Here is a 25988-nt window from a genome sequence, read left to right as displayed (position 1 = left end):
CATGCTGCGGTGGACCCGTTTCAACGTCATCTCCGTCGTGCTCGGCTTTGCCTTCCTCTATCTGCCGATCGTGCTGTTGGTGATCTTTTCCTTCAACGAGTTCGAAGCTCGTTACCGTCTGGGGCGGCTTCTCGACCAAATGGTACGTCTCGCTGCTGTCGAACCAGGCCCTGCTCGACGCCGCCTGGGTGACGATCCGCGTCGGTCTGCTGTCGGCCACCTTCGCCACCGTCCTCGGCACGATGGCGGCGCTGACGCTGGTGCGTTACACCCGCTTTCGCGGCCGCATGCTTTTCTCAGGCATGGTCTATGCGCCGCTCGTCATGCCCGAGGTCATCACCGGCCTGTCGCTGCTGCTGCTTTTCGTGGCAATCGGTTTCGACCGCGGCTTCTGGACGATCACGCTGGCGCATACGACGCTGACCATGTGCTTCGTCGCCGTCGTCGTGCAGTCACGGCTCCTGAGCTTCGATCAGTCGATCGAGGAAGCGGCGCAGGATCTGGGGCGCCGCCGGTGCGCACCTTCTTCGAAATTACCCTGCCGATCATCTCGCCGGCCGTGTTTTCGGGGTGGATCCTGGCATTCACCCTGTCGCTGGATGACCTGGTGATCGCAAGCTTCACCTCGGGCCCGGGCGCAACCACGCTGCCAATGAAGATCTACAGCCAAGTGCGCCTCGGCGTGACGCCGGAGATCAATGCGGTCTGCACCATCCTGATCGGCATCGTCGCGATCGGCGTCGTCTGCGCCTCGATCATCACCAAGCGCCGCGAAATCCAGCGTGATCGGGACGAGCGCGCGGCCGCCGCCGGAGCCTGATTTACTGCGCGTGAGGCGTATTGCCGAACAGCGGCACCGGCGAAATGACCGGATTTGGCCATGAGCCGCCGATGAAGAACGGCAGAAGCGGCAGCTCGGCCGCCTTGGCCGGATCGGTGGCCTCCAGTGAGCCGGAAAGCGCCAGCCCGTTCGACTGGTAGGTGATGACGCCGGAAAGTGTCAGCGTCTGTGTGGGCCCGGCGATATCGGCGTCGTGGATCTCGGCCGAGCCATTGGCGAAATCGGCCTGAAGATCGAGCCGGCTGAAGGCAAAGGCGCCGTTCGCCGCCGCGCTCAGCGGAAAGAACGGCTTTTCGGCGGCCTGGCTCCGCAGCGCTGCGGCGTCGATGCCGGGGATCGCGCCCTCCTTCGTCCAGAAGTGCAGCCTGCCGGTGACGTCGGCAAGGCCGGTCGTCCAGATCGCTTTTGGCGACTGCAGGTCGAGATCGAGCGATGCCGTCGCAAGCGGCAGCGGCCCTTTGAGCTGCAGGCGCTCGGCAAGAGCGGCGAAGTCGGCATCGCGGATCGACAGCTGCAGTTTGCCGCCGCCGTCGAAATCACGCTGCGTCGCCTCCAGATGTGCGGTCAGCTCGCCGCCTTCGAAGGCGCTGTCGCCGATATCTAATTTCGCCTCGCCGCCGGTCACGATCATGCTGGCGCCGACATCGGAAAGCTCGAAGAGGCCCATCTGCGCGCGCCGCGCCGAAAGTCTGACGTCGATGTCAAGCAGTTGCAGCGGTTCGCGCATGCCTTTGGAGATTTCCTCTGCCTCGCCGGCGGCGAGCCTGAGCGCAAAGGCATCGAGGAAAGGTTTGAGGTTCATCTGGTCGAAGGCAAGCGTGCCGCCGATCTTCGGCCGTCTGCCGGGCACGGTCGAAAGATCCATCACGCCGGTAGCGCTTGCCTCGTTCAGCGACAGGCTGAGATCGTTGAAGCGCAGGCCGCTCCCCGACGACATGATGTCGGATTCCAGCGATGCGCTCTTCAGCGTTCCGATGCCGGGGATCGATTTGCCCGACCATGTGAGAAGCGCCGGCACATCGGGAATGCTTGCGGCGATATTGCCGGAAACGGCCGAAAGGCGGGCGATGCTGGCAATTCCCTGGAAACGCGCCGTCAGCAGGTTTGACGTCAGCGATGCCCGCGTCTCGGCGCTCTTGCCGGCAAAAACGAGCAGCGGCTGGCGCGAGGCGAAATCGACCTTCAGGTCCTCGCCGTCGATGCGGGCGATGACGACGGCCGAGATCGCGCCTGAGAGCCGCGGCCAGGCGATGTCGGCCGTGACGCTGTCGAAATTGTAGGTCTTGGCGCTCCCGATGTCGGTGACCGCAAGCGTGCCGTCCTCGACGGTCACCGCGCCAATCTCGGCATCGAGAGCCGGATCGAGCACCTCGGCTCCGTTTTCGTAGCGCACGCCGCTGATCGCACGGGCGAGCAGGCCGGCATAACTCCAGTCGATCAGGCCTTTTTCGTCACGCGTCAGCGCCAAGTTGGGGCGCAGCAGATGGAATTCGTGGAAACTCGTCCGGCCTCTCAGCGCATCGATGAGGCTGAAATCGGCCGACAGGCTTTCGATGCTGCCGAGCAGTTTATCGCCGCTTTCGCGCGGCTGGCGGATCGTAACCTCGTTCAGCGTGATGCGTGGCGTCGGCCAGAATTCGAGAACCGGATTGCCTTCGATCTCGGCCTGATAGCCCGTCCATTTCGACAGCGCGTCCTCGATGCCGGAGCGCACGAAACCGGTCGTGATGAGATAGGGCGCGGCCACCCTCAGCGCCACGAAAAGCCCAAGCGCGATCAGCAGCAGCACGGTCGAAACACGCGCGAAGGCCGGCAGCCAGCGCGAAACGGGTCCGATCTTCCTGCGCCACCTGCGATGTCTTGACGTACCCATGATCTCCGCCGGTCATTCAGCCGGTTAAGCCGTTAAGCGCTGATTTCGCCGGATATAGGAAATATCGGGCAGATGCAAATCCCTCCAGCGCCGCGTGTGCGCGGGTATTTTGAATCGACGCTGAGATCGGTTGCGCTTTCCGCCCTGTTCGCCGGACTTTGGATGCGCTCGGGTTCCGCCCTTTATAATGCAATGCAGCATGATATAAAGGCGAGATTGGGGAGGAGGATTTGAATGCAGGACAACAGACCACTTTGGGTGCCATCGGACGTAGCCGTCGCAAAAAGCCCGATCCATGCCTTTATGGCGCGCTGCAATGCAGACTTCGGGCTATCGCTTTCGGGCTTTGAGGACCTGCATGCATGGTCTGTCGCCGAGCGGGAGAAATTCTGGTCGACCGTCTGGGATTTCTGCGGCGTGAAGGGAAAACGTGGCGGGGAAGTGCTGATCGACGGCGACAGCATGCTCGGCGCCCGCTTCTTTCCCGAGGCGACGCTGAACTTCGCCGAAAACCTGCTGCCCGGCCGCGGCGAGGGCGACGCCATCCTCTTTCGCGGCGAGGATAAGGTCGAGGATCGCTGGTCGTGGGATCGGCTGCGCGCGCTGGTCTCGAGGCTGCAGCAGGCCTTCAAGGCGCAGGGTATCGGCGAAGGCGACCGCATCGCCGCCATGATGCCGAACATGCCGGAGACCGTCGCCGCCATGCTGGCGGCCGCCTCGATCGGCGCCATCTGGTCGTCCTGCTCCCCCGATTTCGGCGAACAGGGCGTGCTCGACCGTTTCGGCCAGATCGGCCCGAAGCTCTTCATCGCTTGCGATGCCTATTGGTATTCGGGTAAGCTGCAGGATGTCGGGGCCAAAGTCGCCGCGGTGGCGAAAAGCCTGGGCGTCCCGACGATCGTCGTCCACTATGCCGGCGACGCGGACGCGGTGGCGCGCGCAACGCCTGGCGCTTCGACGCTGGAGGCCTTCGTCGCCCCCTATGCTGCAAGAGAGGTCGAGTTCACGCCGCTCGCCTTCGCCCATCCGCTCTACATCCTCTTTTCCTCCGGCACGACGGGCGTGCCGAAATGCATCGTTCATTCGGCCGGCGGCACGCTGTTGCAGCACCTCAAGGAGCAGCGGCTGCATTGCGGCCTCGAGGCCGGCGAGAGGCTCTTCTACTTCACCACCTGCGGCTGGATGATGTGGAACTGGCTGGTCAGCGGTCTTGCCAGCGGCGCCACGCTCTGCCTGTTCGACGGATCGCCGTTTGCGCCCGACGGCAACGTGCTGTTCGACTATGCCGAGGCCGAAAAATTCGCGATCTTCGGCACCTCCGCGAAATATATCGATGCGGTGCGCAAGAGCGGGCTGACGCCGCGCCAAAGCCACGATCTCTCCAGCCTGCGACTGATGACCTCGACCGGCTCGCCGTTGTCGCCCGAAGGATTCACCTTCGTCTATGAGGGCATCAAGGCAGATGTGCAACTCGCCTCGATCTCCGGCGGCACCGATATCGTCTCCTGTTTCGTGCTCGGCAATCCACTGCAGCCGGTCTGGCGGGGCGAGATCCAGGGGCCAGGCCTCGGCCTTGCCGTCGACGTCTGGAACGATGACGGCAAGCCGGTGCGCGGCGAGAAGGGCGAACTCGTCTGCACCAAGGCCTTCCCCTCGATGCCGATCATGTTCTGGAACGATCTCGACGGCGCCAAATATCGCGCCGCCTATTTCGACCGGTTCGACAATGTCTGGTGCCACGGCGATTTTGCCGAATGGACGGAACATGGCGGCTTGATCATCCACGGCCGCTCGGATGCGACGCTCAATCCCGGCGGCGTGCGCATCGGCACGGCCGAGATCTATAATCAGGTCGAGCAGATGGCGGAGGTGGCCGAGGCGCTGTGCATCGGCCAGGAATGGGATGATGACGTGCGCGTCATCCTTTTCGTTCGCCTGGCAGCGGGCGTGACGCTGACCGAGGATCTGGTCAAGGCGATCAAGACACGGATACGCACCGGCGCCTCGCCGCGCCATGTGCCGGCCAAGGTCATCGCCGTTGCCGATATTCCCCGCACCAAGTCAGGCAAGATCGTCGAGCTTGCGGTGCGCGAGGTTGTGCATGGCCGGCCGGTGAAAAACCAGGAAGCGCTCGCCAATCCCGAGGCGCTGCGGCTCTTTGCGGGCTTGAGCGAACTCAAGGACTGATAAGGAATCGTAAACCACAAGCTTTCACCATTCAGCAATCCCCTGTCATGGAAACCTTTCGTTAAGAAAGGTTAGGCAAAGGTTGGAGTAACTTGGGGGCCGCACATGAACGAGGCGGCCTGAAGCCCTACAGTGCCGCGCGTTTCAGACGCGCAAAGGACGCTGTAGCACTTTAAGTTGCTGCATGATTCCTGAAATCGATTCCGATTTAGGAATCATGCAGGCGGGCTTACGAAACATGACGTTGATCGACTGAGCTCTTGTTGAACAGCACCAAATTTAAAGGCAGCCTCTGGCTGCCTTTTTTTCGCTGCGCCCGAGATTAAGGATCAGCCGGCCAGCACGCGCTGCGACGGGAAGGTGATTTCGACGAGCGTGCCTTCGTTCGGCGCCGAATTGATCGAGAATGTCGCCCGGTTGGCATCGACCATCGCCTTGGTCAGCGGCAGGCCGAGCCCGGTGCCGTCGCCGCGATGGCGCGACTGCGTCGAGGAGACCTGCCGGAACGGCTTCATCGCATGGTCGAGCTCGGCGCGCGTCATGCCGATGCCGGTATCGCGGACCCGCAACACCACGCTGCCATTCGCCTCGTAGGAGGTGGAGACGACGATCTGCCCGCCCGACGGGGTAAAGCGGATGGCGTTCGACAGGATGTTGAGCGCGATCTGCTTGATCGAGCGCAGATCGGCCACGACATCGGGCACCGCATGCGACAGCGCCGTGCGGATGATGACGCGCTGGCCATTCGCCTGCGGCTGGACCAGCGCCACCGCCTCCGAGACCGCCTCGTTGAGGCCGACGGCGGCAAAATCGAGATCCATCTCGCCAGCCTCGATCTTCGAAATGTCGAGCAGGTCGTTGACGATGTCGAGGACGTGTCGGCCGGAGCGGCCGATATCGTTGGCATATTCGATATAGCGGGGATGGCCGATCGGACCGAAGCGCTCGCCGGCCATCATGTCGGAAAAGCCGATAATGGCGTTGAGCGGCGTGCGGATTTCGTGGCTGACGCGGGCGAGGAAATCGGTCTTGTGGGCATTGGCGGTTTCGGCCGCCCCCTTGGCGTTGCGCAGCTCGTCCTCGGTGCGCTTCCATTGGGTGATATCGCGGATGACGGCACAATAGCCATTCGAGGAGGTGAGCCGGCCCATCGTCATGAACAGCGGCACGAAGCCGCCGGCGGCCTCGCGGCCGATCACCTCGCGCCCGTCGTTCAAGACGCTGGCGACGCCATGGCCGGAGAGGCCGTTCAGATAGTCGAGAACGGCTTTCTGGCTCTCATGGGCAAACAGCATGACGAAGGGTTTGCCGCGCGTCTCCTGTTCGTCATAATTGAAAAGCGCGCTGGCCGAGCGGTTCATCGAGCGGATGTCGCCCTCCGTGCCGATGACGACGACGCCGTCGGTCGCCGTTTCCAGGATCGAGCGCAATTCCTCTACTTCGACCTGAAGCTTGGCCACCTTCTCGACCATCCGCTCGGGGCGGGCTTCGGACCGGCCGGCGTCAGCGCGGGCGTCTTCCTTGCCTTCCACCGGCATCAGCGCCAGCATCAGCGCGTTGGCATCTTCCCAGCGCACCGATTGCAGCCGAGCGGTGACCGGCGTCAACGTGTCGTCGGCCTTGACCAGCATCATGGTGCCGGAGCCCGTGGCATTCTCCTCGAGTTCGCGGCGCTGCAGCAGAGCTTCGATGCCACCCACGTCGCGCAGCGCATCGAGGGACGAATAGCCCGTCAGCCGCATGAATTCGGGATTGGCATGCATCAGCGCGTCGCCGACATGGATGAGCACAGCGACAGGCAGTTGGTCGACCGTTCCGGCCGACAGCCCGTCGGTCATCTTGACCCGCGGCGGGATGAAGCTTGTGAGAACCTCGATCTGACTCACCGTCTCCTCGAGCCCTTCCGTCGCCTCGTCCTCTTCTATGGCGGCGGGCGCTTCAGCCTCCTCTTGCAGCGCCTCGGCCGCGTTCTCGAAGATCGCTTCCTGCGGCGCCGGCTCCTCGGCCGAAGCGATGTCGGCCGTATCGGCGAGCGGCGTTTCGTCCTTGAAAGTTTCCGGATTCGAGATCTCTTCGAAAGCCGCCGTTTCCGTGGCGCCGGCGTCGCTCGGCGCCGGAGCGGCAGGATCTTCGTTGCGGGCGCCGAAGGCTTCCAGGCGCTTGGCGATTTCGCGGAAATTCGCCTGTTCGGCGGCCGTCAGCGCGGCGCCCGTGCTGTGAAGCTGAACGACCTTGTCGGTGAAACGGCGATTGGGTGTTTCGACGATGCGAAGCGCCGGCGGTTCGTCTGCAGAATCTTCCCGGTCGGGTGTCTCGACGCTCGTCCCTTCGCCGGTCACCGCTTCCGGGGCCGTCTCTTCGGCCTGCGGCGCGGCTGCTGCCGGCGTCTCAAGCCCGTTCTCGTCCGCCACGGGCGGTTCCGCCGTGGCCTCCTCGGACGTGGCTTCCATGTCAGGCGCCGGTTCGGCGACAGGCTCGGCGATCGGGCCGAGGCTTGCCGCATCATGGCCGACGCCATCCGGGCCGAGCGTCAGGCCAAGCGCCAGCGGATCCTCCTGCGCGTCGGAGAGCCTGACGACGCCGAAGCCGCGGAAACCGTCGAAGTCGCGGTTGCGGGTATAGGTCGGCAGTGCCGCGAGATCGACCGGAACGACGAGGCTGGTGCCTTCGACCGGCCACAGGATCGTCTTGCCCGACCATGTGTCGCGGCGCGCGAGCGCCTCGGACAGCTTGCCGTCCGGATCCAGGTTGAAAAGGGCGGCGATATCGCTGAAGGCGGAGCCGATGATGGCGGATGCATGCGGACCGACGGCCTCGGCAAATTCGTGGCTGACCTCGCTGAACCGGCCTTCCGCATCGATCTTCCAGACGAAGCGCGTGGCGCGGCTGTTCGGCCGGAAGACGAAGCCGGGCTCCGGTGCAAGCGCCGGGGCAGGGGACGTGTCGGAAATCAAGGGCGCCGCAGCGGCCGGCGCTTCACTGGCCATGGCCGGCGTCTCTTCTACGGGCGTCTGGCCGGCTTCGGCCGGTTCTGCCGTCCCGTTCGTTTCCGCGGTCGCGTCAGCCGAATGGGCCGAACCGTCTTCGACGAGCGCGGTAGGCTCGGCGGCCTCATCCGCACCGCTGTCGATTACGCCGTCATCGTTTTCCGGCGCCTCGTCTTCACCCCGGTGCATCTCCGCGGTCGTTTCGTCGGCGGATGCGGCGGCCGCCTCTGCCGGCTGTTCGCTTTCGACGGCGATCTCTTCGAGGGTCTCCTCGACCTCTTCGATGTCCGACACCGCGTCGACGATCTCGGTCAAGCCGGTTGCTGCGACCGGTTCTTCCGGGGAGTTCGGCCGGCGGTGCGCTTGCTTCCCCTGCGGGCGCGTCAGCCGCCTGCGGCGGAGCATCAACAGCGTCGAGGACGGGTGCATCGACTGTGTCGAGCACAGGTGCATCAACTGAATCGAGCCCGGGCGCATCGACCGCGTCGAGATGACCGATCGCGGTCTCCACGGCAAACAGCAGATTGAGCGGCGGGTCGTCGCTAAGCTTGCCGACCGCGGCCGGGAGATAACCCCGGCCGGTGGCAACCGGGCGCTTCACCAATCGGTCGGGATGCGCGCCGGCAAGATTGATCAGGGTCTTGGCAGTCTCGCCGGAGATGGCAAGCGAGGCAAAGCCCGGCGAGGCGGCGATGACCTCGCCATTTGCGCCGATGACGGCCATATGCGTGTCGGGATCGTCGAGCCCCTGCAGCATCTGGGCGGCCGAGGCGTCCGATGCAAGCGGCCTTGCCGAGACCGGCACCGAAAATAAAATGGCCTTTTCGCCCTGGGAAAGCCGGATCAGTTCGGCCGCCGCCTGCACCTGCGCGCGCTGGAAGCCTTTGGCGACGCGGATCATCAGGCTGCGCTTGTCGCCGATATCGGCGAGCTGGCGCGCTGCCGTCTCCAACTGGCGGAAGGTAATGTCGGTACGGTCGACGCCTTGATCGAGCAGGTCATAGACCGCCGAATGGCCGAAAAGCTCGGCCCCCGCGCCGTTCGCCCAGAGCAGCCGGGCAAGATCGGCCGAAAACAGCACCATCGCCTCGCCGCGTGAAAAGCGTTCCCGCACCCGCGCATGCACGGCGATATCGATGAACGGATATTGGACTGCAGGCATGATCGAACCTTGTCGCTGTCGGCCTTCTAAATTAACGGCTTATTAATAACTGCAGGTCGCATGCCGGTCCAGAACAGCGGGGTAGTTTCGGCCTACAGGGTTAACGACTTGTGCGCTGCACAATAATTGTTGCAATGCACAATGAAATGCCCTATATAGACGTCATTCGATGATCACAGGCAGCGACTGCCTCAACCCAAAGGAATGCGACATGGCTACCATAAAGACCGATGACGTTTTTTCAATCGCTTCTTTCGACCCCTCCAAGTTCGCGGAATCCTTCCGTGATTTCGCTGAAAAGGGCGCTCAGCAGTCGAAGGACGCCTATGCCAAGCTGAAGACCGCTGGCGAGGAAGCCGGCAAGACGCTCGAAGCCACCGTCCAGACGGCCCAGGCCGGCACCGTCGAGATCGGCCTGAAGGCGATCGACGCTCTGCGTGTCAATGCCGAGAGCTCGCTCTCGCACATGGAAGCCCTGCTCGGCGTCAAGTCCCCCGCCGAATTTTTCGAGCTGCAGACCTCGTTCCTGCGCAAGCAGGCCGAGCTCGCCGTCGAGCAGGCGAAGTCGATGCAGGAAACCACCAAGCAGGTGGCCGAAAAGCTCGCAAAACCCTCCAAGGAAGCCGCCGAAAAGGCCATGGCCTCCTTCAAGGTTGCCTGATCGGTCTTTGCCGATTGCAAACAAAAAGGCTGGACCCCGCGTCCAGCCTTTTTGTATATTGACGAGGAATGGGGCTTGAATTCATCGCCAAGTCCTCGTATGTGACCCCCATCGCGCCCGGCGCGGTTTATGCGGTTGTAGCTCAGTTGGTTAGAGCGCAGGTTTGTGGCACCTGAGGTCGGAGGTTCGAGACCCCCCAACCGTACCATTCTTCTCTACGTTGACTCTCCATAAACAGATCAGTTTAGCCGAGGTGATCTTGACCTTCGGCCCTCTGCCAAGAGGGGCGGCCTTTGACTTCTCACGCCCGGGAGAGCCGACGGAAAACGGTTGATCACAATTCCCTGAATAGTCCGCTGCAGTGTCTCAGATCGGTCCCGTAAGACGACAACGGGATTCTATCGTCAGATATCGTTACCTGTTGTTCCCATCGAGCCTCTCTAGCTGCTCCAAGCATACGGTTTTCACCAGGCTAAGCAGCAGGACGGCTTGCTCTGCAAGCCATCGAAGAGCCTCCTCGCTGATCTCAAAATGCTTAGAATACCGCGCCTTAACATAGGCCTCGTTTAGCGTATTGAACCACGCGCGCTCTCGATGTTGGTCGCGAGGAAAGGCCTCTGCCAGACGCCGGTCCTGTTCCTCTGCAAGAGAGCGAAGGAATTTGATGTTGTGGGAAGGTGGGCCGTAATTGGTAAGCGTTAGCAGGACGCAAGAATAGGCCTGCTCTATCGATTGGTGGAGCTCGAAGGCTGCGTTTTCAATATAGTGCCGATCAATTGCTAACATTGCCATCTGCAGAAAGCGCGTCGCTGCCCGAAACCTCTGCTCGAAATGATCGTCCGCAACCTTAAAAAGATCTGCCGGAGAGAGAGACTTGGGTTCCGCTAGTGGCTCATCATCGAGTTCGTATACGACGATGCCTTCTTTGCGGACGTCCGAGAAGAAGTATTGCCCCTCCTTCAGATAGGTGTTCACCTCACGCCTGGAGTGGACGATGAAGCTCACCGGCGTTTCGATCGACTTGTCGTGGATTAATCGGTCGGCGGCCTTGTGCCAGTACTCGGCGAAGTCGCAGAGCTTGCGGTTGTTGACAATGATCAGGAGATCGAAATCCGAGCGATAACCCTTCATCGTGAACGGCTCATCCACCCAGCCGCCCTTGGCGTAGGAGCCGAACAGGATGATCTTCAGGATGCGTCCGCGCTTCTTGAATTCCGCCGTGCCGTCCTTCAGCACGTCTTCGAACTCCTCGTGCAGGATCTCCAGAACCCGGCTGAGTTCTCGCTGTTTGCGAAGCGGCATATGATCGAGCGACGACTTCATGAGCAATCCGATAGGCGAAAGATCCTATACCGTCCACCGGGATTTTTAACACCGCCTGATTTTAAGACCCTGCCACCCGCGCTAGAGATTGATGAAAAGCTTCAAGCTTGAGCACCAGGCTCATCCGATCCGGGGGGCTTGGAACTCCGTCGAATGAGGAATGTGGTACAAAATTCCATTATACTGACTTGCATAAAATAGTATAATTGTCTATTGGTCGAAATTGATGAGACTCGGCGCGAAAACGATTGGGCAACGCGAGAGGGCGTCTGTCGTTCGATCCGACACTTTTTAAGTGCGACGCCGCCGGCTGCTGCAGCTATTCCGCACGAGGACAATCATGGCGATAATGTTCGTCAGAGCGCAGGTCATAAGCCGGGGAGCCGGGCGAAACATCGTAGCGGCCGCCGCATATCGCCATCGTACGCGGATGATGGACGAGCAGGCCGGCGCGTCGTTCAGCTATCGGGGCGGAGCTTCCGAACTCGTTCATGAAGAGTTGGCTCTTCCGGACCAGGCGCCGGCCTGGCTGCTGTCGGCGAGCGAGGGACGTTCCGTCGCTCATGCTTCCGAAGCTCTGTGGAATGCCGTTGAGACTTTCGAGACGCGGGCGGACGCGCGGCTGGCGCGCGAACTGATCATCGCGCTGCCGGAAGAGCTGACGCGAGCCGAGAACGTCGCTTTGGTGCGCGAATTCGTCCGCGACAATTTCACGGCGAAGGGGATGGTCGCCGACTGGGTCTATCATGACAAGGACGGCAACCCGCACATCCATCTGATGACGACGCTGCGGCCCCTGACCGAGGAGGGGTTCGGCCCGAAAGGCACTCCGATTTTGGCAGAAAATGGTGAACCGTTGCGTCTGGTCAAGCCGAACTGGCCGAACGGCAAGATCGTCTATAAGGTCTGGGGCGGCGACAAGGAAACCCTGAAAGCCTGGAAGATCGCCTGGGCCGAGACCGCCAACCGGCACCTGGCGCTTGCCGGCCACGACATCCGGCTTGATGGGCGGTCCTATGCCGAACAGGGTTTGGACGGCATCGCGCAGAAGCATCTCGGACCGGAGAAGGCGGCGCTGGCAAGAAAGGGCAGGGAGCTCTATTTCGCCCCGGCCGATCTTGCCCGCCGCCAGGAAATGGCTGACCGGCTGCTTGCCGAGCCTGAGCTTCTGTTGACGCAGCTCGTCAACGAACGCTCCACCTTCGACGAACGCGACATCGCCAAGGCGCTGCATCGTTATGTCGACGATCCCTCCGACTTCGCCAACATCCGGGCGCGGCTGATGGCGTCGAACCAACTCGTCATGCTGAAGCCGCAGGAGATCGACACGGAGACGGGCAAGGCCTCCGAACCGGCGGTGTTCACCACGCGGGCTATGCTGCGCATCGAATATGACATGGCGCAGTCGGCGCGGGTTTTGTCGGAACGTCGCGGCTTCGGCGTTTCCGAGCGGCATGTGAAGATGGCGATCGAGAGCGTCGAGACGTTGGATCCGCAAAAGCGCTTTCGGCTCGATCCGGAACAGGTCGATGCGATCCGCCATGTCACCGGCGACGACGGCATCGCTGCTATCGTCGGTCTTGCCGGCGCCGGCAAATCGACGCTGCTTGCCGCTGCCCGTGTTGCCTGGGAAAGCCAAGGCCGCCGGGTGATCGGTGCCGCCCTTGCCGGCAAGGCTGCAGAAGGTCTCGAAGACAGTTCCGGCATCCGGTCGCGCACACTCGCCTCTTGGGAACTGACATGGGCCAGTGGCCGCGACACGCTGCACCGCGGCGACGTGGTGGTGATCGACGAGGCCGGCATGGTGTCGTCTCAGCAGATGGCCGGCGTGCTTGACATCGTCGAGCAGGCGGAGGCGAAGGTCGTGCTGGTCGGCGATGCGATGCAGCTGCAGCCGATCCAGGCGGGCGCGGCGTTTCGGGCGATCACCGAACGCATCGGTTTCGCTGAGCTTGCCGGCGTGCGCCGCCAGCGCCAGGAATGGGCACGCGACGCCTCGCGTCTGTTTGCGCGTGGCGAGGTCGACAAGGGCCTCGACGCCTATGCCCAACACGGGCGCCTGGTCGAGGCGCAGACACGCCAGGAAATCGTCGATCGCATCGTTGCCGATTGGACGGACGCGCGCAGAGAGGCAATCGGTCGATCTGTTTCCGAGGGCAGGGATGGCAGTCTTCGCGGCGACGAGCTGCTCGTGCTCGCCCACACCAACGCCGACGTCAAGCGTCTGAACGAGGCGCTGCGATCGGTGATGACAGGTGAGGGGGCGCTCGGCGAAAGCCGCAGCTTCCGAACCGAGCGGGGCGCACGCGAGTTTGCCGCCGGCGACCGCATCATCTTCCTGGAAAACGCCCGCTTCATCGAGCCGCGCGCCAGGCATTCTGGCCCGCAATATGTCAAGAACGGCATGCTCGGCACGGTCGTTTCCACCGGCGATGAGAAAGGCGAGGTTCTGCTGTCGGTGCGTCTCGACAATGGCAGCAAGGTCGTCTTCGGCGAGGACAGTTATCGCAATGTCGATCACGGCTATGCCGCGACCATTCACAAGTCTCAAGGCGCAACTGTCGACCGGGCCTTCGTTCTCGCCAGCGGCATGATGGATCGGCACTTGACCTATGTGTCGATGACCAGGCACCGCGACCGCGCCGATCTCTATGCGGCGAAGGAGGATTTTGCGGCAAAGCCCGAATGGGGACGCAAGGCACGTGTCGATCATGCCGCGGGTGTCACCGGCGAACTTGTCGAAACCGGAGAAACCAAATTCCGGCCCGACGACGAGGATGCCGACGACAGCCCCTATGCCGACATCAGGACCGACGACGGGGTCGTGCATCGGCTTTGGGGCGTGAGCCTGCCGAAGGCGCTCGAGGATGCCCGCGTCTTGGAAGGCGACACCGTCATGCTCAGAAAGGACGGTATCGAGCGGGTCAAGGTCCAGATTCCCATTGTTGACGAGAAGACAGGCCAGAAGCGCTACGAGGACAGAGAGGTCGACCGCAACGTCTGGACGGCAAAGCAGCTCGAAACCGCCACGGATCGCCAGGAGCGTATCGAGCGGGAAAGCCATCGGCCGGATGTGTTCAAGCAGCTGGTCGAGCGATTGTCGCGATCCGGCGCCAAGACGACGACGCTCGATTTTGAGAGCGAGGCCGGCTACCGCGCCCAGGCCGACGACTTCGCCAGGCGCCGGGGGATCGAGCATCTCTCTTTGGCTGCGGCCGAGATGGAGGAAAGCCTGTCGCGGCGCTGGGCGTGGGTTGCCGCGAAGCGGGAGCAGGTGGAAAAGCTCTGGGAGCGGGCAAGCGTGGCGCTCGGCTTTGCGATCGAGCGCGAACGGCGGATCTCCTACGACGAGCAACGAGCCGGAACGACAGCGGAAGTCCGCTCGCCCGATACACGCTATCTGATCCCGCCGGCCACCGCCTTTGCCAGGAGTGTCGACGAGGATGCGCGGCTGGCGCAGCTGTCATCCCCGGCCTGGAAGGAGCGGGAGGCGATCCTGTGGCCGATGCTCGAGAAGATCTATCGCGACCCCGATGCCGCGCTTGTCGCCCTGAACGCCCTGGCATCGAATACCAGCATCGCCCCGCGCGAGATCGCCAACAAGCTCGCTGCAGCCCCGGATCGGCTTGGCCGTCTGCGCGGTTCCGATCTTATGGTCGAAGGACGGGCGGCGCGTGACGAGCGCAAAGTCGCAATGGCCGCTTTGCAAGAATTGCTGCCGTTGGCCCGCGCTCATGCGACCGGGTTCCGCCGGAACGCCGAACGGTTCCACGCGCGCGAGGAGCGACGTCGAGCGCATATGTCACTGTCGGTTCCGGCGCTCTCCGACAAAGCTATGGCGCGCCTGATGGAGATCGAGGCGGTGCGCAGGCAGGGCGGGGACGACGCCTACAAGACGGCCTTTGCACTTGCCGCCGGGGACCGAATGGTCGTGCAGGAAGTCAAGGCCGTCAGCGATGCGGTATCTGCCCGCTTCGGCTGGAGCGCCTTCACGTCGAAGGCGGATGCGATCGCAGACCGCAATATGGTCGAGCGCATGCCGGGGGACCTCACGGATGAACGACGCGGAGAACTAACGCAGCTGTTCGAAGCCGTGCGGCGCTTTGCCGAGGAGCAGCACCTTGCCGAGCGTCGGGATCGCTCGAAGGTCGTCGCCGGCGCGAGTGCCGTTGCGGGGATAGAGGCCGCAGCGGAGAAAGACAATGTAGCCTTGCTGCCCATGCTTGCCGCCGTCACCGAGTTCAAGATTCCGGTCGACGACGAGGCGCGGTCGCGCGTTCTTGCTGCGCCTCTCTATCGCCAGCAGCGCGCCGCGCTGGCCGATGCCGCACGAATGGTCTGGCGTGATCCGGCGAGCGCCGTCGACAAGATCGAGGAGCTGCTCGGGAAAGGTTTTGCCGCCGATCGCATCACCGCCGCGGTGGCCAATGACCCGGCCGCCTACGGGGCGCTGCGCGGTTCCGATCGTCTCATGGACCGGATGCTGGCTGCCGGCCGGGAGCGGAAAGAGGCACTGCAGGCTATGCCGGAAGCCGCAGCGCGTCTGCGCTCGCTCGGAGCCGCCTATGCCAACATCCTCGATGCCGAGCGTCAGGTCATCACAGAAGAGCGGCGGCGCATGGCGGTTGCCATTCCTGCTTTGTCGAAAGCTGCGGAAGAGGCATTGACGCGTCTGACGGCCGCGGCACAGAAGGACGGCAGGAGGCTGGGCGTCTCCGCCGCTTCCCTCGATCCAGGCATTGGTCGTGAGTTTGCCGCAGTCAGCCGGGCGCTCGACGAACGCTTCGGTCGCAATGCCCTCGTCCGAGGTGACAAGGATCTCGTCAACCGCGTGCCGCCGGCGCAGCGCCGAGCCTTCGAGGCGATGCAGGAAAGGTTGAAGGTCCTGCAGCAGGCTGTCCGGCTGCAGAGCAGCGAGCAGATCATAACGGAACGGCGCCAACGGACGGCCAACCGCGCCCGCGTGGAGTCGATATGAACGGCGTTTAAACAAAAAGGAGAGATGCCGTCGGCCGTTCACCTAACCTCGACTGCGTGAAGCTGTAGGAGGTTCTCGCGGAAATACGCACTGCAGAAACGCGTGAATGCGACCAGCCCTTGAACGCTCCTGGTACGGCACCAGGACCTAGCTCTTCGCGAACGGGAATCGGGTCCGGCCGCCGACAGATTTGTCACCGAGCATAGAAATCTTCCATGTGAGCACGATGGGTCCGCCGCAGATTAAAAAGGGAAAGACCCCGAACCCGTCGTCCCAGCCAGAGACAATGACTCTCTGCACCCCTCAGAGCCGGGCAGGAGACAAGCCCAACCCTCTGGTTAATGCAGTACAGTTGAAGAGATCCCACGTCCACGAGCGCGTCGATAGTGCCACTGGTGAATCCCGGAAATGCGATTGGTCCGCCAATCCTGTCGGCAAACACTAACTGGTGCCAAGGAGGGCGGTCTGTTTCGACGGTACTCGACCGCGCCAACTCTCAGGTGAAACGTCCGTCCCGTCATTTCGATGGAACCCATGCCATATCCGCACCGTTCTCCAGGTTAACGGGAGAATATGCATGTCGAAAACCCTTCTCTACGGTGCGACGAAAATCGATGAGACCAACAGCGCCTATGCGCCGGTCGAGAGCTTGGCTGCCTTCCAGTGGAAGAACCGTGTCTTCATTCTTTTCGCCGACAAGGACAATGCTCGCGCGGCGCGCCAGGAAAACCAGCTGCTTTCGGATCGCGCGGCACTCGAAGAGCGCGATATGGTGATACTGAAGGTGTCGGCCGGTAATGTCCGGCCGCTTTTCGGCGCTGCCGATGGTCTCGACGGCGAAGCGATCCGCCACGATCTCGAGGGGTCGGAGGCCGGTGAATTCGCCGCCTTCCTGCTCGGCAAGGACGGAACAGTCAAACTCAAGGTCAGCGAGCCGATTAGCAATGGCGAGCTCTTCGCGATCATCGACAGCATGCCGATGCGCGCTGCCGAGACGCTGAAGCCGGACAAATAGCCCGACGAACATTGAAAACATGAAGGGAGGCGGTCATGTCCGTGCCCAACGAACCCATTCCCGATCAGCCGCCGATGCCGGCCCCCGGCTGGAAGCCGGTGCCGCCGATCACCGAACCGGAGCCGGACAGGCTGCCGGATGAAGCGCCGGTTCCCAATCCGGATGAGAATGACGAGCCGGCCAAACACGCCTCCGGGCGTTAAAGGAAAATCTGCCGTTCGGCGCTGACGAGTTCCTGCAGGAAGTCGACGACACTGCGGACGCGCACGAGGTCGCGCGCCGTTTCGTGATAGGTCGTCCAATAGGCTCGGCGGATCGAAACTTCGGGCAGAATGCGCTGAAGTTCCGGATATTGCCGGGCGATATAATCGTGCAGGATGCCGATGCCGGCGCCGGATCGCACCGCCTCCGTCTGGCCGATCGCCGTCGAGATTTCGAAACCGGCGTCCCAGCTGCGCATCACCTCGCCGGAGAAGTTCAGCGAGGCGGTGAAGAGCAGGTCCTCGACATAGCCGATGCGCGGATGCGCCTTCAGGGCCTCGACATCGCCAGGCCTGCCGTGGCGGGCGAGATAGTCGCGCGAGGCATAGAGGCCGAGCGTATAGTCCGTGAGCTTGGAGGAAACCAGACGGCCCTGCTCGGGACGCTCCAGCGTGATCGCGATATCCGCCTCGCGCTGCGACAGCGAGAAGGAGCGCGGCACCGGCACCAGCTGGATTTTTAAGGCCGGATGGCGCTCAATCAGCCTGCCCATGCGCGGCGCCAGAAACGATACGCCGAAGCCGTCGGGCGCGCCGACGCGCACCGTGCCGGCGATTGCTGTGTCGGTGTGGCCGAGATTGGCTTGCACTGCCAGCATTTCGGTTTCCATGCGCTCAGCGGCATGCAGGAAGACCCCGCCTTCGGCCGTCAGCTCGCAGCCATTCGTGCGGCGGACGAAAAGCCGCGTCTTCAACGCCTCTTCGAGCGACGTCAGCCGCCGCGAAAGCGTGGCATGATTGAGCCCCAATCGCTTCGAGGCGGCAAGGATCTGCCCGGTGCGGGCGACGGCAAGGAAAATGCGGACATCGTCCCAGTTCATGGCTTGGCACGCATGACAATCGGATCGACATCGATGAGCGTCAGCGATGTCACCATGCCGGCCGTCTCCCGCTTATATTTGAGGAAATGCGGTGTCCGCAGATGGGCCTCATAGGCTTCCTGGTCGGCGTAGACCTCGAGGATACGGATCTGGTTTGGATTGTTCCGGAGGGAAACGGCGCTGAGCGAGAGAACGCCGTCTTCCCGAGCAAGCGACGCTTCGATTTCTTCTGTAAGCAAGGCGCGGTAGGCTTCCAGCTTGGCCGGATGGATCTCCAGCTCCGCCATTCTGACGACAGGTTCCCGGCTCATCGGCTTGAGCTCTCCTTGGGTTTGACTTGTTCAAATGGGGTGCCAAGTTTGAAAATATCAGCACCCGATGCAACAATCGAGCTATAATATGCGCACAACGGTTGCTTATATCAGCGCATTGATTTGTGCAAATTGAAGTGCGATTGTAGGCCATCCAAACAGGAGGAACATCCATGCGTGAGATCGGACATTTCATCGGCGGCCAGCAGGTTGCCGGCACCAGCGGCCGTGTCAGCAACGTCTACAATCCGGCAACCGGCGAAGTGCAGGCGACCGTCGCACTCGCAAGCGTCGAGGAATTGCGCGCCGCCGTCGAAAACGCCAAGGCTGCGCAGCCGAAATGGGCTGCCACCAATCCCCAGCGCCGCGCCCGCGTCTTCTTCAAGTTCGTCGAACTCTTGAACAAGCACATGGATGAACTGGCCGAAATGCTCTCCAAGGAGCACGGCAAGACGATCGAGGACGCCAAGGGCGACGTCATCCGCGGCCTCGAAGTCTGCGAATTCGTCTGCGGCATTCCGCATCTCGCCAAGGGCGAGTTCACCGAGGGTGCGGGTCCGGCGATCGACATGTATTCGATCCGCCAGCCGGTCGGCATCGGCGCCGGCATCACCCCCTTCAACTTCCCCGGCATGATCCCGATGTGGATGTTCGCGCCGGCGATCGCCTGCGGCAACGCCTTCATCCTGAAGCCATCCGAGCGTGATCCCACCTTGCCGATCCGTCTCGCCGAACTGATGATCGAGGCCGGACTGCCGGCCGGCATCCTCAATGTCGTCAACGGCGACAAGGGTGCGGTCGACGCGATCCTCACCGATCCCGATATCGGCGCCGTCTCCTTCGTCGGTTCGACGCCGATTGCCCGCTATGTCTACGGCACGGCAGCGATGAACGGCAAGCGCGCCCAGTGCTTCGGCGGTGCCAAGAACCACATGATCATCATGCCGGACGCCGATATGGATCAGGCCGTCAACGCGCTGATGGGCGCAGGCTACGGTTCGGCCGGCGAGCGCTGCATGGCGATCTCGGTGGCCGTCCCGGTCGGCGAGGAAACCGCCAACCGCCTCGTCGAGAAGCTGACGCCGAAAATCGAATCGCTGCGCATCGGCCCCTATACCGACGACAAGGCCGACATGGGCCCGCTCGTCACCAAGGAAGCCTATACCCGAGTTCGCGGCCTGATCGACCGCGGCATCGAGGAAGGTGCCAAGCTCGTCGTCGACGGGCGCGATTTCAAGCTCCAGGGTTATGAAGACGGCTATTTCGTCGGCGGCTGCCTGTTCGACCACGTCACGCCCGAGATGGACATCTACAAGACCGAGATCTTCGGACCTGTCCTTTCCGTCGTTCGCGCCGCGAACTACGAGGAAGCCCTGTCGCTGCCGATGAAGCACGAATATGGCAACGGCGTCGCCATCTACACCCGTGACGGCGATGCCGCCCGCGATTTCGCATCGCGCATTAATATCGGCATGATCGGCATCAACGTTCCGATCCCGGTTCCGCTCGCCTACCACTCCTTCGGCGGCTGGAAGGCATCGAGCTTCGGCGACCTCAACCAGCACGGCACAGACTCGATCAAGTTCTGGACCAAGACCAAGACCGTCACCGCCCGCTGGCCCTCCGGCATCAAGAGCGGCGCCGAATTCGTCATGCCGACGATGAAGTGATCCACGCGAACAATCGAACTGCAATTCGGGGGCCTTTCGGTCCCCGTTTTCGATTTCAGGTTGTTGATTTCTTCGCTCTTTGCTTTTCTGTTGGTGCGCCCGACACGTGATTCTCATCATGATGTGTTGGGCAATGTGCTGGGGGAACAAAGATCATGGACAACAGAGTGTCCGCGGGCGCCGCGGCAAATGCGTTTGAGCGTGCCCGGTTCACCGGCACGGCTTCGGAATATTTCGGCATCTGGATCGTCAACGTCCTGCTGACGATCGTAACGCTCGGCATCTATTCAGCCTGGGCGAAAGTGCGGCGCAACCGTTATTTCTACGGCAACACCGTAGTGCTCGGCCGCGCTTTCGAATATCACGCGAGCGGCATGCAAATATTCATCGGCCGCCTGATCGTGTTCGCCTTCATCGTGGTGGCCAACATTCTGGCAGCGATCCATCCGCTGTTCTCGGTCGTGACCACGGTCCTTGTGCTCATCGCGCTCCCCTGGCTGATCGTCAGAGGCCTTCGCTTCAATGCCCGCGTGACCAGCTACCGCAACGTGCGATTTGATTTCACCGGCACCGCCGGCGGCGCCTTCGTCTGCGTGATGCTCGGAAGCCTCGTCGCTTTCCTGTCGCTGGGACTGCTTGCGCCCTTCGCCAGCCGGTGGCTCAACCGCTATATCTTCAACAATCTCCGCTACGGCAATCGGCCTTTCGAGACCGATCCCAAGATCGGCACGCTCTACCGCGCGCTTCTCATACCGGCCCTGATGGTCGTGCTGGGCCTGGTCGTTCTCGCCGGGTTGGTTGCAATCGCGGTCGCCGGGATGCAGGCGAATGACCCCAGCGCAGTCGAGCATGACGCCGCTATGTTAATGATAGTGTCGGGAATGTATCTTGTCGTTTTCGGCCTCCTCATCGTCTATGGCCTTGCAGGCCTGATCTATAGGGCGGCCGTCCACAACGTCGTCTGGTCGTCGACGCGGATCGACGGTCGGCATCTCCTGAGAAGCGATCTTTCCCGGGCGCGTTATGCCTGGATCGCCATATCGAACGTTGTGGTGACGATGCTCACCCTCGGCCTGATGCGCCCCTGGGCGGCGGTTCGCCTGGCGCGTTATGTCGCCGAGCACACGGCGATTCGCATCGACGGCGAAATCGGCGAGGTCTTTACGCAGTTTCAAACGGCTGGCGCCGCCGTCGGTGCGGAATATATGAGCATGGAAGGGATCGATTTTGGTTTCTGACGCAGACATCATCGCGAGAGGGGATTGGTATCCGCCGCACTCGAGCGGCTCCGTTCCCGCCCGCCTGCTGTCGCGCAGCGGGCGCCTGCTCGCCGTAACCGAAGAGGATGTCGCTCTTTCGGATAGCGCGGCCGGAGAGGTCTCCTTTACACAGCGCGTCGGGTCGATCCCCCGACGCGCCGTCTTTGCCGACGGCTCGATCTTCGAGAGTGGCGAGAATGATGCCATCGACGCCTTCCTTGGCGGCGGCGGAAGAAGCGGCTGGGTGCATCGGCTGGAGGAATTTCATCCTCGCATCTTCGTCTTCGCGGCCGCGGTCGTTCTGCTCGCCGTCGCAATCTATCGTTACGCGCTGCCGGCGCTCGTCGAAGTCGCCATCTTCGTGACGCCGCCTGTGGTCTCCGAAGCGATGTCCCGTGGCGCGCTCAATACGCTGGATACGACGGCACTGTCGCCCAGCCACCTGACGCCCTCCAGGCAGGCCGAAATCGCCGGCCGCTTTAACCAAGTGGCCGCCAATGCCGAAGGCGGTGCCAACCGTTATGTGCTGAATTTCCGCGATGGCGGCGTGATCGGGGCCAATGCTTTCGCGCTTCCCGACGGCAATATCGTCATCACCGACGAGCTGGTGGAGCTGGCGGGCGGCGACGATGAGATGATAACCGGCGTTCTCGCCCACGAGGTCGGTCATGTCGAATACAAGCACAGCCTCCGGCAGCTTTATCGCGCCGCAGGTGTGGCCGGCCTCGTCATGCTGATTGCCGGCGATGTCGGCTCTGGCGTCGAGGATATCCTGACACAGGGCGGCGGTCTGCTTGCATTGTCCTATTCACGCAGTGCCGAGGCCGAGGCCGATCGGCGCTCGGTGGAACTGATGCGCAAGGCCGGCATGGATCCTGTTGCGATCGCCCGTTTTTTCGATCTCCTGGAAACCAAGCTCGGTGATCATTCCCGCACCAGCATGCTCTCAACCCATCCAGGCACGCCTGAGCGCAAGCAGGCCATCCTCGACTATAATGAGATCTTTGAGCGGGATTGACGTCGCGGCAAATGGCCTCATAAGCTGATTGCGAATTTCATATTTTGGAATTGTTCAAAACTAGCAAACCGCCTATATAGGTCTGAATAGCACGAGTCAGGAGATCGGCATGCGGTTGACGAAGCAGACCAACTATGCGGTTCGCATGTTGATGTATTGTGCTGCCAATGAAGGGCAGCTGAGCCGGATTCCGGAAATCGCCAAGGCTTACGGCGTTTCTGAACTCTTTCTTTTCAAGATCCTTCAGCCGCTGAACAAGGCAGGTCTGGTCGAAACCGTGCGCGGCCGCAACGGCGGCGTGCGGCTCGGCAAGCCGGCGGCCGACATCACCCTCTTCGACGTCGTCAGGGTGACGGAAGACAGTTTCGCCATGGCCGAATGCTTCGAGGATGACGGCGTGGTGGAATGCCCGCTGGTCGACAGCTGCGGCCTGAATTCGGCGCTGCGCAAGGCGCTCAATGCCTTCTTCGCCGTGCTATCGGAATATACCATCGACGATCTCGTCAAGGCGCGTCCTCAAATCAATTTCCTTCTTGGACTGACCGGCGAACAGGAATACCGCAAGCCCGCGATCGTCGTGCCGGCCGCCTGAATTCGCAGCAGAACAGACTTGTAAAACCGCGGTTGCCCCGGCAGCCGCGGTTTTTGTTTGCGGCGTTTTCGCCGGGCTCGGGGATGCGGAAATGGTCATTATGCGCAGCTCAGGAGGTGCAATATCCAAAATGCGACGAAATTCCGCGGGTTTTTATCCGAATATTTCTAATTGAGGCTGATTTTTGACCGAAAATTTCTAAAATTGTCCAACTGGAAAAATTTTCTCCGTAGCCCGTTGCTTTCAGTAGATAAATGTCGTTCCATCGACCGTCGATCGGGATGCCTATCTGCGGTCTCCAGACATCAAAAAAGAACAACCGGGAAACAATACTATGAAAAAGATCTCTGTCATGCTGGCAGCGACGGCCCTGATTTCGGTCATGGCGACGTCGGCCTGGTCCAAGACCCTTGTCTATTGCTCCGAGGGCTCGCCGGAAGGCTTCGACCCGAGCCTCTACACGGCAGGGACGACCTTCGACGCGTCGTCGCGCACCGTCTACAGCCGCCTCGTCGAATTCAAGCATGGCGGTACCGAGATCGAACCCGGTCTGGCCGATAGCTGGAGCGTTTCGGACGATGGCAAGGAATACACCTTCAAGCTTCATCCCGGCGTCAAGTTCCAGACCACCGACTTCTTCACGCCGACGCGCGATTTCAACGCCGACGACGTCGTGTTCTCCTTCGAGCGCCAGCTGAAATCCGATAATCCGTGGAACAAGTATGTCGAGGGCGGCTCCTACGAATACGCCGCCGGCATGGGCTTCCCGGAGCTGATCAAGTCGGTCGAGAAGGTCGATGACCTCACCGTCAAGTTCACGCTCAACCACCCGGAAGCGCCGTTCCTGGCCGACCTCGCCATGGACTTCGCTTCGATCGTTTCCAAGGAATATGCCGACAAACTTGCCGCCGACGGCAAGATGGCGCAGCTCAACCAGCAGCCGCTCGGCACCGGCCCCTTCACCTTCGTTGCCTACCAGCCGGATGCCGTCATCCGCTACAAGGCGAACGAAACCTATTTCAAGGGCAAGGAAAAGATCGACGATCTGGTTTTCGCCATCACCTCTGATGCGGCTGTCCGCGCTCAGAAGCTGAAGGCTGGCGAATGCCACCTGATTCCTTATCCGAATGCCGCCGACGTCCCGGAACTGAAGAAGGATGAAAATCTGGTCGTTCAAGAGCAGCCCGGCCTCAATGTCAGCTACCTCGCCTACAACACGCAGATGGCTCCCTTCGATAAGCCGGAGGTTCGCCGCGCGCTCAACATGGCGATCAACAAGCAGGCGATCGTCGACGCCGTTTTCCAGGGTGCGGCCACCGTTGCCAAGAACCCGATCCCGCCGACCATGTGGTCTTATAACGACGCCGTTCAGGACGACAAGTATGATCCGGACGCCGCCAAGAAGGCGCTTGCCGATGCCGGGGTCAAGGATCTCAGCATGAAGGTCTGGGCGATGCCGGTGTCGCGTCCCTACATGCTGAACGCGCGCCGTGCCGCTGAACTGATCCAGGCCGATTTCGCCAAGATCGGCGTCAAGGTCGAGATCGTTACTCATGAATGGGCCGAATATTTGAAGCTCTCTTCCGACGTGAAGCGCGACGGCGCCGTCATCCTCGGCTGGACCGGCGACAACGGCGACCCTGACAACTTCATGGATACGCTGCTCGGTTGCGATGCCGTCGGCGGCAACAATCGCGCCCAGTGGTGCAACAAGGAATATGACGACCTGATGACCAAGGCCAAGCTGACCGCCGATGTCGGCGAGCGCACCAAGGCCTACGAGCAGGCGCAGCTGATCTTTAAGAAGGAAGCACCCTGGGCGACCCTCGATCACTCGCTCGTCTTCGTTCCGATGAGCAAGAAGGTCTCCGGCTTCCACATGGACCCGCTCGGCATTCACCGCTTCGACGGCGTCGACGTATCCGAATAACAAGAATAATGTAAGAATGCCCGGCAGAGCTGGGCGCAGCCGGCGGTCAGGACCTCCCTGACCGCCGGAAACTATTGGACATCTGCCATGTTGCGTTTTTTCATCGGCCGCCTTGCGGTGCTGATCCCGACATTCCTCGGCGTTTCCCTGATAGCCTTCTCGTTCATCCGCATGCTCCCCGGCGATCCCGTCATGCTTCTGTCCGGTGAACGTGTCATGGCGCCGGAACGGCACGCCCAGATCATGCACGATCTCGGTTTCGACCGGCCCATGTATGTGCAGTATTTCGATTATCTCGGAAAGGTGTTGCAAGGCGATCTCGGAACCTCGATCGTCACCAAGCGGCCCGTTCTCGGCGAATTCCTGACGCTGTTTCCGGCGACACTCGAACTTTCCTTCTGTGCCATCATGCTCGCCGTCTGTCTTGGCGTGCCCGCCGGCATCTTTGCCGCCGTCAAGCGAGGCACCTGGTTCGATCAGAGCGTGATGGGTATTGCCCTGATCGGCTATTCCATGCCGATTTTCTGGTGGGGCCTGCTGCTGATCATTTTCTTCTCCGGCTACCTAGGCTGGACGCCTGTTTCCGGCCGCATCTCGCTCATGTATTTCTTCAAGCCGGTGACTGGCTTCATGCTGATCGACAGCCTGCTGTCGGGCCAGAAGGGGGCGTTTTCCTCGGCAGTCAGCTATCTCATCCTTCCGACAATCGTGCTGGCCACCATCCCGCTTGCCGTCATCGCCCGCCAGACGCGCTCGGCGATGCTCGAGGTTCTGGGCGAGGACTACGTCCGCACGGCTCGCTCGAAAGGTTTAAAGCCGTTGCGCGTCGTCGGCGTGCATGCGCTGCGCAACGCGATGATCCCCGTCATCACCACGATCGGCCTGCAGATCGGCGTTCTTCTTGCCGGCGCCATCCTCACCGAGACGATCTTCTCCTGGCCGGGCATCGGCAAATGGATGGTCGATTCGGTGTTTAAGCGCGATTACGCCGTGGTCCAGGGCGGCCTTCTGCTGATCGCCGGCGTCATCATGCTGGTCAATCTGATTGTTGATGTCCTTTACGGCTTCATCAATCCGCGCATTCGTTACTAGGAGCGGTC

The 25988-nt window shown here is 61.8% G+C and carries 15 protein-coding genes, 1 tRNA gene and 2 pseudogenes; 13 read left to right on the top strand and 5 right to left on the bottom strand.

What is annotated here, in order from left to right; genetic code table 11:
- The first annotated feature begins 1 nt into the window (after position 1).
- Positions 2-820: pseudogene (locus MHI61_RS19945) on the top strand (ABC transporter permease subunit).
- A gap of 1 nt (position 821) precedes the next feature.
- Here MHI61_RS19945 and MHI61_RS19940 read toward each other — a convergent pair.
- Positions 822-2714: an AsmA-like C-terminal region-containing protein gene (locus MHI61_RS19940; protein ID WP_239790220.1), complete on the bottom strand. Its 1893-nt coding sequence runs from the start codon at positions 2712-2714 to the stop codon at positions 822-824.
- A 234-nt stretch (positions 2715-2948) separates the two neighbouring features.
- Here MHI61_RS19940 and MHI61_RS19935 point away from each other — a divergent pair, with 234 nt between their 5' ends.
- The gene (locus tag MHI61_RS19935; RefSeq protein WP_239790219.1) at positions 2949-4901 is read left to right on the top strand and encodes an acetoacetate--CoA ligase; all 1953 of its coding nucleotides are present in this window, start codon (positions 2949-2951) and stop codon (positions 4899-4901) included.
- A 329-nt stretch (positions 4902-5230) separates the two neighbouring features.
- Here MHI61_RS19935 and MHI61_RS19930 read toward each other — a convergent pair.
- Positions 5231-9050, bottom strand: a pseudogene (locus MHI61_RS19930) (PAS domain-containing sensor histidine kinase).
- A gap of 211 nt (positions 9051-9261) precedes the next feature.
- Between MHI61_RS19930 and MHI61_RS19925 the strand changes: the two are divergent.
- A complete protein-coding gene (locus MHI61_RS19925) occupies positions 9262-9711 on the top strand; it encodes a phasin (protein WP_097605737.1) in 450 nt (149 codons plus the stop codon).
- Between the two features lie 131 nt (positions 9712-9842).
- Positions 9843-9919, top strand: a tRNA-His gene (locus MHI61_RS19920).
- A gap of 206 nt (positions 9920-10125) precedes the next feature.
- Here the strand turns inward: MHI61_RS19920 and MHI61_RS19915 are convergent.
- A complete protein-coding gene (locus MHI61_RS19915) occupies positions 10126-11034 on the bottom strand; it encodes a nucleotidyltransferase and HEPN domain-containing protein (protein ID WP_239790218.1) in 909 nt (302 codons plus the stop codon).
- 340 nt (positions 11035-11374) lie between these two features.
- Here MHI61_RS19915 and traA point away from each other — a divergent pair, with 340 nt between their 5' ends.
- From traA to MHI61_RS19900, 3 genes are all read left to right on the top strand, one after another.
- Positions 11375-16012 carry a Ti-type conjugative transfer relaxase TraA gene (gene traA, locus MHI61_RS19910; RefSeq protein ID WP_239790217.1) on the top strand — a complete coding sequence of 1546 codons (4638 nt, stop codon included), beginning with the start codon at positions 11375-11377 and terminating at the stop codon, positions 16010-16012.
- Positions 16013-16589: 577 nt separating this feature from the next.
- A complete protein-coding gene (locus MHI61_RS19905) occupies positions 16590-17027 on the top strand; it encodes a DUF4174 domain-containing protein (protein WP_239790216.1) in 438 nt (145 codons plus the stop codon).
- A gap of 35 nt (positions 17028-17062) precedes the next feature.
- Complete coding sequence (locus tag MHI61_RS19900) at positions 17063-17230, top strand: hypothetical protein (RefSeq protein WP_096764873.1); 168 nt, start codon at positions 17063-17065, stop codon at positions 17228-17230.
- Here MHI61_RS19900 and MHI61_RS19895 read toward each other — a convergent pair.
- Positions 17227-18108: a LysR family transcriptional regulator gene (locus tag MHI61_RS19895; RefSeq protein ID WP_239790215.1), complete on the bottom strand. Its 882-nt coding sequence runs from the start codon at positions 18106-18108 to the stop codon at positions 17227-17229. The two genes, MHI61_RS19900 and MHI61_RS19895, sit on opposite strands and share 4 nt — an antisense overlap.
- Entirely contained in the window at positions 18105-18419 is a 315-nt protein-coding gene (locus tag MHI61_RS19890; protein ID WP_239790214.1) for a putative quinol monooxygenase, read from the bottom strand. The genes MHI61_RS19895 and MHI61_RS19890 overlap by 4 nt, the downstream gene beginning before the upstream one ends.
- Before the next feature lie 173 nt (positions 18420-18592).
- Between MHI61_RS19890 and MHI61_RS19885 the strand changes: the two genes are divergently transcribed.
- The 6 genes from MHI61_RS19885 to MHI61_RS19860 all read left to right on the top strand — a co-directional run bounded on the left by MHI61_RS19885 (position 18593) and on the right by MHI61_RS19860 (position 25980).
- Positions 18593-20089 carry a CoA-acylating methylmalonate-semialdehyde dehydrogenase gene (locus MHI61_RS19885; RefSeq protein ID WP_239790213.1) on the top strand — a complete coding sequence of 499 codons (1497 nt, stop codon included), beginning with the start codon at positions 18593-18595 and terminating at the stop codon, positions 20087-20089.
- A 155-nt stretch (positions 20090-20244) separates the two neighbouring features.
- The gene (locus MHI61_RS19880) at positions 20245-21327 is read left to right on the top strand and encodes a YjgN family protein (protein WP_239790212.1); all 1083 of its coding nucleotides are present in this window, start codon (positions 20245-20247) and stop codon (positions 21325-21327) included.
- Complete coding sequence (locus tag MHI61_RS19875; protein ID WP_239790211.1) at positions 21317-22366, top strand: M48 family metallopeptidase; 1050 nt, start codon at positions 21317-21319, stop codon at positions 22364-22366. Before MHI61_RS19880 ends, MHI61_RS19875 begins: the two co-directional genes overlap by 11 nt.
- A gap of 109 nt (positions 22367-22475) precedes the next feature.
- Positions 22476-22958, top strand: coding sequence for an iron-responsive transcriptional regulator RirA (rirA, locus tag MHI61_RS19870; RefSeq protein ID WP_239790210.1), 483 nt, complete (start codon positions 22476-22478; stop codon positions 22956-22958).
- Positions 22959-23292: 334 nt separating this feature from the next.
- The gene (locus tag MHI61_RS19865; RefSeq protein ID WP_239790209.1) at positions 23293-24888 is read left to right on the top strand and encodes an ABC transporter substrate-binding protein; all 1596 of its coding nucleotides are present in this window, start codon (positions 23293-23295) and stop codon (positions 24886-24888) included.
- Positions 24889-24975: 87 nt separating this feature from the next.
- The gene (locus MHI61_RS19860; protein ID WP_086156021.1) at positions 24976-25980 is read left to right on the top strand and encodes an ABC transporter permease subunit; all 1005 of its coding nucleotides are present in this window, start codon (positions 24976-24978) and stop codon (positions 25978-25980) included.
- The last annotated feature ends 8 nt before the right edge of the window (positions 25981-25988 follow it).

Origin of the sequence: Rhizobium sp. K102 (assembly GCF_022385315.1) — a bacterium.
Classification (GTDB): domain Bacteria; phylum Pseudomonadota; class Alphaproteobacteria; order Rhizobiales; family Rhizobiaceae; genus Rhizobium; species Rhizobium croatiense.
Note: the sequence above shows the minus strand (reverse complement) of the source record. Positions and strands in the feature narration are given on the sequence as shown.

Bases quoted from the DNA above. Each gene is read 5' to 3' on its own strand.
- MHI61_RS19940 (WP_239790220.1), bottom strand. From the start codon at position 2,714: ATGGGTACGTCAAGACATCGCAGGTGGCGCAGGAAGATCGGACCCGTT.
- MHI61_RS19935 (WP_239790219.1), top strand. From the start codon at position 2,949: ATGCAGGACAACAGACCACTTTGGGTGCCATCGGACGTAGCCGTCGCA.
- MHI61_RS19925 (WP_097605737.1), top strand. From the start codon at position 9,262: ATGGCTACCATAAAGACCGATGACGTTTTTTCAATCGCTTCTTTCGAC.
- MHI61_RS19915 (WP_239790218.1), bottom strand. From the start codon at position 11,034: ATGAAGTCGTCGCTCGATCATATGCCGCTTCGCAAACAGCGAGAACTC.
- traA (WP_239790217.1), top strand. From the start codon at position 11,375: ATGGCGATAATGTTCGTCAGAGCGCAGGTCATAAGCCGGGGAGCCGGG.
- MHI61_RS19905 (WP_239790216.1), top strand. From the start codon at position 16,590: ATGTCGAAAACCCTTCTCTACGGTGCGACGAAAATCGATGAGACCAAC.
- MHI61_RS19900 (WP_096764873.1), top strand. From the start codon at position 17,063: ATGTCCGTGCCCAACGAACCCATTCCCGATCAGCCGCCGATGCCGGCC.
- MHI61_RS19895 (WP_239790215.1), bottom strand. From the start codon at position 18,108: ATGAACTGGGACGATGTCCGCATTTTCCTTGCCGTCGCCCGCACCGGG.
- MHI61_RS19890 (WP_239790214.1), bottom strand. From the start codon at position 18,419: ATGAGCCGGGAACCTGTCGTCAGAATGGCGGAGCTGGAGATCCATCCG.
- MHI61_RS19885 (WP_239790213.1), top strand. From the start codon at position 18,593: ATGCGTGAGATCGGACATTTCATCGGCGGCCAGCAGGTTGCCGGCACC.
- MHI61_RS19880 (WP_239790212.1), top strand. From the start codon at position 20,245: ATGGACAACAGAGTGTCCGCGGGCGCCGCGGCAAATGCGTTTGAGCGT.
- rirA (WP_239790210.1), top strand. From the start codon at position 22,476: ATGCGGTTGACGAAGCAGACCAACTATGCGGTTCGCATGTTGATGTAT.
- MHI61_RS19865 (WP_239790209.1), top strand. From the start codon at position 23,293: ATGAAAAAGATCTCTGTCATGCTGGCAGCGACGGCCCTGATTTCGGTC.
- MHI61_RS19860 (WP_086156021.1), top strand. From the start codon at position 24,976: ATGTTGCGTTTTTTCATCGGCCGCCTTGCGGTGCTGATCCCGACATTC.